Annotated in this window: 13 protein-coding genes; 4 read left to right on the forward strand and 9 right to left on the reverse strand. The window is 62.0% G+C overall.

Features of this window, described 5'->3' with window-relative positions:
• Positions 1 to 321 precede the first annotated feature (321 nt).
• The 6 genes from NKJ09_RS28970 to NKJ09_RS28995 all read right to left on the reverse strand — a co-directional run bounded on the left by NKJ09_RS28970 (position 322) and on the right by NKJ09_RS28995 (position 5,375).
• The gene (locus tag NKJ09_RS28970) at positions 322 to 1,194 is read right to left on the reverse strand and encodes a phage tail protein (protein ID WP_352764285.1); all 873 of its coding nucleotides are present in this window, start codon (positions 1,192 to 1,194) and stop codon (positions 322 to 324) included.
• Positions 1,191 to 1,793: a phage connector family protein gene (locus NKJ09_RS28975; protein ID WP_352496021.1), complete on the reverse strand. Its 603-nt coding sequence runs from the start codon at positions 1,791 to 1,793 to the stop codon at positions 1,191 to 1,193. Before NKJ09_RS28975 ends, NKJ09_RS28970 begins: the two co-directional genes overlap by 4 nt.
• Positions 1,794 to 2,080: 287 nt before the next feature.
• Positions 2,081 to 2,326 carry a hypothetical protein gene (locus tag NKJ09_RS28980; RefSeq protein ID WP_023718157.1) on the reverse strand — a complete coding sequence of 82 codons (246 nt, stop codon included), beginning with the start codon at positions 2,324 to 2,326 and terminating at the stop codon, positions 2,081 to 2,083.
• 213 nt (positions 2,327 to 2,539) lie between these two features.
• Positions 2,540 to 3,529: a Coat protein gene (locus tag NKJ09_RS28985; RefSeq protein WP_352496020.1), complete on the reverse strand. Its 990-nt coding sequence runs from the start codon at positions 3,527 to 3,529 to the stop codon at positions 2,540 to 2,542.
• 86 nt (positions 3,530 to 3,615) lie between these two features.
• Positions 3,616 to 4,524, reverse strand: a complete 909-nt coding sequence (locus tag NKJ09_RS28990) for a hypothetical protein (protein ID WP_352496019.1) — start codon at positions 4,522 to 4,524, stop codon at positions 3,616 to 3,618.
• A gap of 278 nt (positions 4,525 to 4,802) precedes the next feature.
• On the reverse strand, positions 4,803 to 5,375 hold the full coding sequence (locus NKJ09_RS28995; RefSeq protein WP_352496018.1) for a hypothetical protein: 573 nt from the start codon (positions 5,373 to 5,375) through the stop codon (positions 4,803 to 4,805).
• A gap of 109 nt (positions 5,376 to 5,484) precedes the next feature.
• Here NKJ09_RS28995 and NKJ09_RS29000 point away from each other — a divergent pair, with 109 nt between their 5' ends.
• The 4 genes from NKJ09_RS29000 to NKJ09_RS29015 all read left to right on the forward strand — a co-directional run bounded on the left by NKJ09_RS29000 (position 5,485) and on the right by NKJ09_RS29015 (position 7,267).
• Positions 5,485 to 5,673 (forward strand): type II toxin-antitoxin system HicA family toxin, encoded by a 189-nt coding sequence (locus NKJ09_RS29000; protein ID WP_352496017.1) that lies wholly within the window; start codon positions 5,485 to 5,487, stop codon positions 5,671 to 5,673.
• A 4-nt stretch (positions 5,674 to 5,677) separates the two neighbouring features.
• Positions 5,678 to 6,079 (forward strand): type II toxin-antitoxin system HicB family antitoxin, encoded by a 402-nt coding sequence (locus NKJ09_RS29005; RefSeq protein ID WP_023718152.1) that lies wholly within the window; start codon positions 5,678 to 5,680, stop codon positions 6,077 to 6,079.
• A 194-nt stretch (positions 6,080 to 6,273) separates the two neighbouring features.
• On the forward strand, positions 6,274 to 6,591 hold the full coding sequence (locus NKJ09_RS29010) for a YMGG-like glycine zipper-containing protein (RefSeq protein WP_023718151.1): 318 nt from the start codon (positions 6,274 to 6,276) through the stop codon (positions 6,589 to 6,591).
• A 73-nt stretch (positions 6,592 to 6,664) separates the two neighbouring features.
• Entirely contained in the window at positions 6,665 to 7,267 is a 603-nt protein-coding gene (locus NKJ09_RS29015; protein ID WP_352496016.1) for a hypothetical protein, read from the forward strand.
• A 53-nt stretch (positions 7,268 to 7,320) separates the two neighbouring features.
• Here NKJ09_RS29015 and NKJ09_RS29020 read toward each other — a convergent pair whose 3' ends face one another.
• The 3 genes from NKJ09_RS29020 to NKJ09_RS29030 form a co-directional block, all read right to left on the reverse strand.
• Positions 7,321 to 7,644, reverse strand: coding sequence for a Bbp19 family protein (locus tag NKJ09_RS29020; RefSeq protein ID WP_023718149.1), 324 nt, complete (start codon positions 7,642 to 7,644; stop codon positions 7,321 to 7,323).
• On the reverse strand, positions 7,641 to 9,383 hold the full coding sequence (locus NKJ09_RS29025) for a portal protein (RefSeq protein ID WP_352496015.1): 1,743 nt from the start codon (positions 9,381 to 9,383) through the stop codon (positions 7,641 to 7,643). The genes NKJ09_RS29020 and NKJ09_RS29025 overlap by 4 nt, the downstream gene beginning before the upstream one ends.
• Positions 9,384 to 9,656: 273 nt before the next feature.
• Positions 9,657 to 10,808 carry an acyltransferase family protein gene (locus tag NKJ09_RS29030; RefSeq protein WP_352516075.1) on the reverse strand — a complete coding sequence of 384 codons (1,152 nt, stop codon included), beginning with the start codon at positions 10,806 to 10,808 and terminating at the stop codon, positions 9,657 to 9,659.
• Positions 10,809 to 11,042: the final 234 nt, after the last annotated feature.

Raw genomic sequence — 11,042 nt, forward strand, 5'->3', positions numbered from 1 at the left:
GTACTTGCCGGCACGAACGTGCCGAGACGCCAGCGGATGATCGGGCTGAGATCGGGCAGAGCATGCCCATACAACTGGACCGTGACCACCGTCATGCTGGTGCGGGCAGTGACCTTTGCCCAGCGCCAGAAGCCATCCGCGCCAAGCAGACGAATGGCGCGGCCGACATCGCTGGTCTGAAAACCAGTGCCGTCATTGATGCCGACGATCGAGGAGGCCGAGAGATCAAACGGCGTTTGCGACGGCGCGTATTCGTGCAGGGCCAGTTCGGCGATAGCGGTTCCGTCGCTGTCGCCGCCCGAAAACAGCAGCTGATAATATTCATAGGCAACCGTGTTGTTGAAGCCGTCGAAGAAGCGGGTTTCCGATTTGGACCAACCGGTCTCTATCGTCCCGGCTGTCGAGCGTCGTCCAGTCGGTGCCGTTGTGCGAGGCCTGGAATTGCCACTGGGTCGGCGAGACAGTGTCTGAGTGATCATTCGTCGCGGTAATCCAGTAGGCGTCGACTGTCTTGGCCTCGCCGCCGCCGAACTGGTAGCGCAGATACCCGCTCGGAAATCCCGCTATGTCCACCCCCTCCTGCTTGTCGCCGTCGAACACCTGCCACACGTCGGATGAGCCGTTGCTGTTGCTGACCGTGCCGCTTGGCAGCGTATTCGAGGTCATGACCGGCATGGCGTTGCCGGTTGCGGCCGGCGTCAACGTCGTGGCGGTGGTGTTGATCTTGTCGTATGGGCCGTCGAGAAAGACGAAATCGGCGAGCGTCCAAGTCGTGTGCGCGGTGCGCGTCAGCACCTTGACCGGATAATCCTTGTGGGTGATCCACATCTGGTCTGCCGACTGGACGAATTGCAGGTCGAAGAGATCGGCCTCGAGATAAGGGGCCGCCACCTCGACCGTACCGACGCGGGCGCCATAGGCGTAGACGCGGATGTAAAGATCGCCGAATTCGAGCGCATAGGCCTGATCGGCCGAGAAGATGAACGGGATCAGCCGTGTCGCCTTCGACGAGTTGTTCACCTCCGCGCAAAAATACGTGCCGCCACGCTTTCTGATGCCGCCATGCGGCAGCGTGACGAAGTTCGTGCATTTGGACAGCGCCGCCCGGTAGAGCTCGAGCGAGGCGCGAGCGTGCAAGCGGGGAGAAATCTCGCCGCGGATGAATGCGTCCTGGACCGGATAGAGCGTGGTCATCGGCCGACGAACCTGTTGTCGCCGCGTTGGAAAGCCCAAGACATATTGGAAAATCTGCCGCCGCGCTGGATGGCATTGGCCGAGTAGGCGGCATCCAGCGCCCTGTCATAGGCGCTGCGGGCGACGTCGATCATGCCGGACTTGTGGGTCAAGGGATGCGCGATCTTGATGGCGAGCGCCGCAATCAGCACCTCGGTGAACAGCGCGTCCCAGTCGTTGGGGTCGGTCAGGTTGGCGATATAGCGGATGATGCGCGGCCCGGCCTGATCGGAATAGACCAACCCGGCCTCCTGCCGCCATGAGAGCGGCACGCCGTCCGGCTCGCCATTATGGGTCAGCGGCAAGGGCCGCAGGCAGTCGGCGGGAAGTTCATAGGCAAAGTTCAGCGTGCCAGCGCCGCTGCCGGTGTCGAAGCCGGCGACCGAGGCCGCCAGGATAGCGAAGACATAGGCGTGCTTGGTCAATTCGGCCTCGCGGGTCAGGTCGAAGTGCAGATTGAGCAGACGCGCCGCCTTGGCGTCCTGGTCGAGGCTGTCGATCGGCGCCTCGTCGAGCACGGCGAGCGCCATGTTGGCGATGTCGAGCGGGGTGATGGCCATGGCTCAGGCCTCTGTCTGTGTGGTTGGTCGGGGAAAACGGGGCATGGTGCCTCCACGGCAAAAAGCCGCTTCAAGGCGGCTGGGGATTTCTTGTGATTGTGGCTTGGGCAGAACGTTGCACGTCTCGTGCAGGGAGCCGTCACGATGCCAGCCGCCCGTCAGGGAATGGGTGGCACGTGCTGCGTGATCCGTCTTTTTTCCATTCGAGCAAGGAAGACGGCAATGCTTCGGTTATTGCGGTTTCACGACACCGCCGCACAATGCGGCGATGTCTTGCCTGGATTGAGTCAGCCGATGCGTGCGCTGGTCGAGATCCCTGTTTCGGCTGACTTGGCAAAGACGCTTGCTTTCACCCTTCCGATACCTCCCGCCATAGCCAAGCCCTTGTCCAGGGCATCTTGAAGACTTGGTGTGTAGTAGGCGGTGTCCTCCAGACCGCTGAAGAAGTTTATGCGATGAACTTCCCCCTTCTTGCTCATGACAATGCCCGCTTTTCGGAGCACTTCCTGAACTGTTTTGTACTTCACGTTCATAGTTACCTCCCTTGCTCAGACAAGGCAGCATCGCCCTTTCTTGTAACTGTTTGGTGCCGTCGATTGGCCAAACGAGCAACATGAACGTTGTGGCGAACCGCAAAATTCGCATCACTCCGGCGCGGCGCAGCGGGTGAACTTGGGATTCGCCACACCGGCCGACCTGGTGTCCAGAAGGGGCGGGACGTCTGATGCCCGGCCCTTCCGGCCGGATCAGGCCTCCATCGTTTTCAGCGCGATGAACGTCATGTGCTTGACGCTCGACGCCGTGCGGTCCCAGTTTGCCGCCAGTGCCAGCTCGGCATCGGTGGCGAATTCGCCGGCCGAGGACGCGTCGAGGAAGCGGGTGCCCGGCACATGCGGCACGAAATGCCGGCGGCCGACCATTTCGGTGACGCCGCCGCCATGGCCCTGCCGCGGCTTGCGGTCGAACTCGAGCGGGCCGCCTTCGGTATTGACCGGCAGTTCGTTCCACAGGATCGCCTTGTCCTTGAACATGAAGGCGGTGTAGACGCCGCCGGCGACCGGAATGTCGTCGTCGACGACGGCCCTCAGCCCCATGTAATAGGGGATCAGCGGCCCGCCCTGCTCGGACGACGGCACATAGTCGATGAGGTCGGCGAGCTTCAGCGCCTTCATCTGTTTCGAATGCATCCAGATCGTCTTGAACTTGTCGGCGCGGTCGCCCATCAGATAGGCGGCCTCGATGATGTCGGTGTCGACGATGGAAGCACCGGTAACGCGCACCAGATCGCTGCCGTCATTGGCGATGTTGTCGGCCAGCACGCCTTTCAGGATGCCGAGCAGCGTCAGCTTGTTGGCGCGCTGCCAGTAGTCGGTCTGGCGACGCACGATGAGCTTCTGCGGATCGTCGCCGGCAAGGATCGAAGTCAGGTCCGGGATGCCCCAGGCCTGCGCGCGCACATTGCGGGCAGCGACTTCGCGGCGCGCGCCGATCTTCTTCATCTCGATCGAGTCGGCCGGGTCGTCATTGACCGGCTCCGAGGGATCGTTGCCGAGATCCTTCCAGCCGGGCATGTCGACGGAACGCCCGCCCAGGCTGAGCTTCGAGGCGATGGCCGGGTCGGAAAACAGGATTCCGGCTTGGTAGATCTCCAGCGACTGGACGTGCTCCTCGAACGAGTATTGCGCATAGACGGACGGAACGATCGCGTCCGCGATGCGGGTATAGGCGTCTGCCATTTTTGTCTTCCTTCAGGTTTGTGGGGATTGGCAGACCATGATCCAGAAAAGTGGAAACCGGTTTCGGAAAAGATCATGGTCCAATTTCAGAGAGGATTATTGGGCATCCACAGATCGGGGTTTTCGCCGGCCTCGCGTGCCAGCCGCCGGGCGCGGGCGGGGTCGCTTTTGACCAGGGCTGAGATGCCAGTCAGGTTGCGCTCGCCGGCGGCATTGCGCTTGAAGGGATTGCCTCCACTCAAGGCCGCGCCGCCGTCGATCGTGTCTTCGCGGAACATCGCCTCGCCGATGGCGTGGAACGCCTTGGCGATCTGCGGGTCGGTCAAGGCGCCATCCGGCAGAAGGATGCCCTTCGCCTTATAGGCATTGACCAGGCCGAGCTTCTTCATCGCCCTGTTGGCGACCTCGAGCTTCTTGCGAAAGCCATCGCTGCCGGTCGGTCCCCAATCCCGCACAAGGTCGTCGTGGGTCGTCTCGACCGAGCGGGCAACGGCGATTTGCTGTGCCTTGGCCTGCTCGGCCATGTAGCCGACGAAGCGGTCGTGATAGGCCTGCGCGACCTTCGGGGTAGCACCTGCCTCGACTGCCCAGGCCTTGGACGCATTGGCGAGCTCGTCCGAATAGGCGAAGTTTTCGGGGAGCCCGTCGGGGCGCCTGTACTCGACCTTGTCGGGCGAGGTCAGCGGACGCATCGCCTCGGGCAGTCGGGCATGGAACCTGTCCCAGTCTTCCGCGGCTGCATCGGCTGCCGGAACGCGCAGGCTCTCACCCTGCTGCCGCTCCAGCTCCGCATAAGAGGTGAAAACCCGATCGAGGCTTTCAGGCTTGGTCCAGCCCTTGGTTTCAGCAAGCTTGCGGTTGCCTTCGGAAAGACCGTCAAACCAGCTTTTGGCCGCAGGCGGGGCGGACCCGTTGTCCCCGTTGGCCGGTGGCCGTGCAAGGTTGCCCGCCGGTGGCGCCGCCACCGCGGACCCGGCGTCTGCCAGATCTGTCATGAAAAGATTCCTTATGTTGAGGTTTAGAGAGAGCCAGCGGCGAAGCTGCCAATCTCCCCCCTCGTGGGGGAGATGTCCGGCAGGACAGAGGGGGGCGCGAAGGAACGCGAGGATCCGGTGCACTTCGTCACCAACGCCCCGGGAAAGATTGCAAGCACGAATCAGCTGGATAAGCCGGCGGGACAGCGCCCCCCTCTGCCCTGCCGGGCATCTCCCCCACGCGGGGGGAGATTGGCCGTCACTTCCGCTTTCGCCAATCACCCATATCTGGAGGGAACCTAGATATTGTCGCCCCAGTTCTCCCAGAGCAGCGTGATAGTGCCGGTGACGGCAACCGTGCCGTCAGCGTCGATATCCGTGCCGGTGGCAAACGCCAGGTTGAGATAGAGGTCGACCGGCGTCACGGTGCCGTCGAGCGTAGCGGCTGCGGCAACATCGGCAATCGACGCGCTCGACAGCGCGGCACCCGCGCCATCCAGCGTACGGCCGGTCGCGCCCAGCACATTGACCATGGTGCCGGCAAGCACAGCGCTCAATGCTGCCGTCGAGCCGAGCGACCAGGTTAGCGCGGCATTGTCGTTGATGGTCGACGCGCGGGTAGTCAGCACCGCGAACTGCAATCTTGCCGTGCCGCCCTTGATCCGCACCTTGCCATCGAGAAAGTCAAAGAGCTTCTGGCTGGCATAGGCCAGTGCATCGGTGACCGGCACCGGCATGGCATTGAAGGAGAAGACGGTGCGGTAGGCGCCGCCCTGCCCGGTCGTCCTGGCGGTAAGCCCCGCCTTGGGCGGGGCAAGGCCGGCTTCTCTGGCGGCGGCACGCGAAAGCGTCCGGGGAAGACCTCGGGTCATCTGGTATCTCCATTTTTGGGGATTTGAGGAAGGTTCAACTGGACCGCGGCACGTAATCTGCCGCAAATCTCATGGACATTTAGGCCTTCTGTGTGTATCTATACACAACATGAAGAGCGCCGATGTCATTCATAGGCTACTGGCGGATGGCTGGTACGAAGTGGCTCGAAAAGGAAGTCACGCCCAGTTCAAGCACAAAGCCAAGCCGGGCCGCGTGACAGTTCCGCATCCCAAGCGCGACATCCCGATCGGCACTCTCAAGAGTATCGAAAAACAATCCGGCTTGAAGCTGAGGTAGAGAAATGCGGAACTACATCGGACTGATCCACAAGCAAGCGGACAGCGACTTCGGCGTCTCCTTCCCCGATTTTCCGGGCCTGGTGACAGCAGGCGTCAATCTGGATGATGCCCGCGCCATGGCCGAGGAAGCACTGGCCTTTCATGTCGAGGGGCTGGTCGAGGATGGCGAAGCAATTCCCGAGCCGTCGTCCCTGGAGGAAGTGATGTCGGACAAGGACAATCTGAGCGGTGTCGCCATCCTGGTTCCCTTGAAAGCCGAAGCGGCGAAAGTCGTGCGCGTCAATGTCACCATTCCGGAAGATATCCTCGATCAGATCGATAGATATGCAGAGCGCCACGGCTACAGCCGATCCGGATTTCTGACCGCTGCGGCAAAAAAGGTGATGCAGATCGAGGCAGCGTAGCCCCTCGAAGGTCGATTTGAGATGAAGCTCCGTCGTCTTGTTCGATTACATTTCTTTCCGAAACCGAGCTGTCAGACTAAAACAACCATGTCTTATTTCGTGAGGCTCAGTGCCTATGTTCCGCCGCAAATGCCACCGCACTTGGCAAAATCGGCCCGTGTATTAGTTCATAGACTTCAAGGGAGTACCAGACGATGACCATTTCCAGAGCCATTGCCGCCATGCTCGTAACCGCCGCATTGGCAGGCTGCGCGCAGACCGAAGCACAGCAGAGAACCAGCACCGGTGCGCTGCTCGGTGCCGGCGCCGGCGCTCTCGCCGGCCAGGCGATCGGCGGCAACACCAAGAGCACGGTCATCGGCGCGGGCGCCGGCGCCCTTCTGGGTGCCGTGGTTGGCAACGCCACCACGCCGCAGCCGCGCGGCGAACAGCTTTGCCGTTATCAGGATCGCAACAGCGGCCGCATCTACACCGCCCCCTGTGACGACCGCTATTATAACGGCGATTATTGAGCGTGCCCCCTTCTCCCCGTTCTGCGGGGAGAAGGTCCCGGCAGGGGGATGAGGGGCAGCGCAAACTTCTGAAATGCCGGCACCGCCCCTCACCTGCCTGCCGGCATCCTCTCCCCGTAAAACGGGGAGAGGAAAGCAGCTTCAGCCTCGGCGCATCCTTTTCCCTGATTTGGTCCTTCCGCTGATTAGAGGTCAGCGCTATCTTCCCTACCAAGGGGGACGAGCGATGCGGGCTATTGCAACTTCGAGGCCGGTGATCCTCCGCCTCGTAATCCTTTTGCTGGCTTGCTTGTTTGCGATGGAGCCGGCAAACTCGAAAGACGGCGACGTCTTCTTATGTACGGTGAGCGACTTCCGCACGTGGTCCGACATACCGTCATCTGGTAGCCCGGAATTCGTCGCAAATAACAAGGCCAGGAAATTCGATATCCAAGAATTTGCCGATCACTTCATTGTAACCAGCAAATCGAGCACGTTCAAACCATCCTCAACGAAATACGATATCTTCCAACGCAGCGTGTATCAGGTCGCTGCATTTGATAGCACGACATTCATGCTCGACACGTTCGTTATGAGGACAGCAGATGTTGAAAGTCCTCCGACCAAGGCGCGGGTCACGCTGCAAACTCCAACATATCTGAACACGTGGTATTTGGACTGCGCCTTGCAGAATTGATGCACCGCAGAACCGATGGCTATTCGCGTTCAGATATCCTGTAGCCCCAAACCCTACCTCCCCTCCGCCCTCGCCGCCTTCTCCAGTGCCGCCAGTTGCGCTTCGTCCAGCGTCAGGAACCCCATGATGTGCTGCACCACCTCGGCGCGGGCGTTGCTCAGCGCGCTGTGCAGCTCGAAGCCGTTCGGAGTTTTCGTCTTGGCCAGCCACTCGCCATAGGATGGCCGGCGATAATAGCCGGTCGCGGCCGTCAGGTCGGCCAGCACCATTTCGCCGTCCTGGCCTGAGAACACCCTGAGATAGGCCTTGGCCAGCGCATCCCGCGCCTTGGCCGGGCCGCCGGCCTGGCTGGAATGGGCGAAGCGTTTGCCGCTCATGCGCGCTGCCCGCCCGAAGCATCTTGCACACCCTGCGGCATCAGCCCGCCGAGCCCATCGAGCAGGCCGCTGTCGCGCGCCTGCACTGCGGCGGGCACGGCATCCCTGGCGACCTTGCCGGCGGTGGCGACCGCCGCCATGCCGGCCTGTTCCTGCTGGGCCTTGGCACGAGCATCGCGAATACCGGCCACCTCGTCCTGGCGGCGAAAGATGCGCTGCGGGCTGCGGCCCGCGCCCTGCACGATCTTCAGTGCTTCATCGCCGTCGATATTGTCCATGATGCCGGGATCGAATTGCGCCATCTGCATGGCCGTCGTCACCACCTGGATGGTGTCGCGGGCTTCGGCCGAGCGGCGCAGCACGTCGAGCGGGCCGGTGAAGGTCGGCCGCAGCGCCTTGCCGGCGAGGCTCGCCGGCGGCAGGAAGCGGCTGTCTTCCTCGTAAAGTCCTTTGTCTTCCAGAATACCCAGCTCGCGGTCGAGATTGCTGGCAAAGCCGGCCTGGATGATCGAGCCGGACGGCCCGAGCAGCGCGCCCTTCTCCTCCTGCCGGATCAAGGCCTCGGTCGCCGTCATCTGCGGGTTCTGCACCAGCGTCTGGAACAGGTTGACGAACATCATGTCCCGGATCTCCTCGGCCCGGCTGTCGGCATAATTGAACGCATAGGTCGGGTTCTGGCCGGTGGCGATGGGCGCGATCAGCGGCCGGCCGGCATCGTCGATCAGGCCCGGATAATTCTCGCCGGGATTGAGCACCGGCACATAGTCGAGCCGCGCCTTGGACGCGGTCGCCGGATCGGTGATCTGCTGCAGGGCGCGCAGGCCGGAGCGCCGCACGGCGTTCTCCTCGCGCACCGTCGTCAGCGCCTCGATGGTCGGCGAGATGCCGTAGGGATCGCCCTCGTAGCGGCGCCAGTTGAAGCACGATACCGGGAACGAGCGAAAACCGCTTTCCCTGACGATCACCTCCTCGTCCTCGATGACGTGATAGGAAGCGAACGCCGTATCGAGATACTGATAGGTGCCGCTCAGACTGTACATCTTGCGCTCGTCGCGCGGCTGGATGCACTGGATCAGCGAGATCTTCGTCTCGCATTTCGAGGGGTCGTCGACCAGAACCTTGATCCGCACCGGCAGCTTTTCATAGCCGAGCAGTTGCGCCGCCTGCCGCGCCGTGCGCTCGTAGCGGCGGTGGAAAATATCGACCTGGCCCCAGCGGTTGCGCGAGAGATAGCCCTCGACCACGGGGATCGAGGCATAGCGGATCAGCGTGCCGCCAAAACCCTCCTCGGCGTAGAGATAGGCTGGGCCGTAGCGCACGACATTGCGCAGGCATGCCTGTGTTGCCGGCACGAAGTTCGAATTGGCGGAGTAGCGCAGCGAAAACAGGAAATCGCGCAGCGCTTCCGCCCATTCCTTTTCCTCGTCGGTTTCCTCGTCGTTGATTGCCGCGGTCGACAGCCCATGCCATTTCTCTGACTGCGGGATGATCAGGCTTTCCAGCCCGGCGGCCAGCCGGTTGGCGGCCGAGTTGATGGTGTTGGCGTAGACGCGCGCACCGCGCCGCTCCTGCCGTTCGGCCTGCGAATCCGTGCCGGCCTGGCGGCGGCCGCTCCACATATCGGGCGCATCGGGGTCGCAGAATTCGGACACCGCCTCCCAGACATGCTCGTACTGGCTGCGTTCGCTCTCCAGTTCTGCCTGTCGCGACAGAATATCGCGAGCACGGGAATCGCTCATGGTCAGCCTCGCTTGATGGATTTGATTGAAAAGAAGCGGCGGGACGCCGAAGCTGCCGACCTCCCCCTTGTGGGGGAGATGTCCGGCAGGACAGAGGGGGGCGCGAAGGATCGCAAGCCTGCGTTTTTTATGTTTTTCCGACCGGATTCGCCCAACCGGAATTCGCCTAACGTCGCGTTACAAATGATCCACAAGCCGGCGGGACAGCGCCCCCCTCTGCCCTGCCGGGCATCTCCCCCACGAGGGGGGGGGGAGATCGGCAGTTTCAGCTGATCATGCGCTGCCCTCGAGCGCCGGGCTCCGCCCAAAACGCTGCACCACGAAACGTCCCATCTTCTGGCCGGGCACTTCGATCAGCGTGTAGGTGATCCAGGACAGCAGGCACACCACCGGCAGAACGACGACAGTGACGACCGCAAAGCGCAGCGGCGCCGACAATTCGTGGCCGAACTGGGTGATGACCAGGGCCGCGACCGGCTGGAGAACCAGCAGATGGATCAAATAGATGCTGAAGGAAAGCTCACCCATCAGATGAAAGAACCTGTTGGCGAGCGTCATGGCGATCTTTCTGGCCACGATGCCCATCATTCCCGGCAGCATCCGGTAGAGAACCAGGGCAAAGAAACCCAATACGAGCGCTTCCCGCATCAAAAGCTTGCCAAGCCCATAGCCGCCGCCGAAGGGCAGCGCGGCCAGAGCCATGGCCAACGCCAGATATGCGAAGGGCCGCTTTTGCCTTTGATGGACGACGCCCGCCAGCAGCATCCCGCACAGGAAAATCTGCATCTTCAGCGGCAGGAACGACGGCATCGGAAAATGCACCGACAATTGCCCCATCAACAACACGATCGCGCTGCCGGTGGCCGCTACCAGAATGGCGCTCCATACCCAGTCAAGCCTGCGCACCAGCAGCATGATCGCCGGAAACACCGCATAGAACTGCATCTCCAGCCCGAGGCTCCAGTCCGGCAGCGGCGTGCGATAGGCGAAATTCGGCACCAGGCCGAACAGGAACAGCAGATGGGCGCCAATATTCTTCAGGCCGCTGTCGAGATAACGCTCGGGCGCCTGCGGCGACCTCAGCAGGAACTCGTCGATGACCATCCTCGACTGGTAGAGATAGGGGCCAAGCGCCAGGGCAGCGAACAGCATGATGTAGAACAGCGGCGCTATCCTGAAGTAGCGGCGGGTCCAGAATTTCAGCCAGGTTTCCGGCCTTTGCCAGGGCTCCTTGTCCTGGCGCAGCTGGTAATGGAACACCATCAGGAAGCCGGACAGCATGATGAACAGATCGACGCCGAGGTCCGGTTCGCCGAGGATAGGAACCTGCCAGCCGGTCAACAGCAGGCAGTGCCCGATAAGCACCCAGATCGCGGCGAGCGCCCGAAGCCCGTCCAGGCACTCGATGCGCGATGTTTCCGTCATGCCGAACTTCTCGATAGCCATGTTGCAATGCAGCATGGCGGCTGAGGGAAGAATGTCAACCGTGCGGAAGGAACACGATTTGCGCTCGGTTGTTACGGAAAACGCGGAAGCTGCGATCTCCCCCCTCGAGGGGCAGGGCTATCGCATATGAGTGATGGCATTGATGAGATAGTCGTCGTTCCAGGCGCATTTCTTGATGCGATGGCTGATGGGAACTTTGGCAGCATCGGCGGC

It is taken from the genome of Mesorhizobium sp. M0189 (assembly GCF_040322135.1).
Classification (GTDB): Bacteria; Pseudomonadota; Alphaproteobacteria; order Rhizobiales; family Rhizobiaceae; genus Mesorhizobium.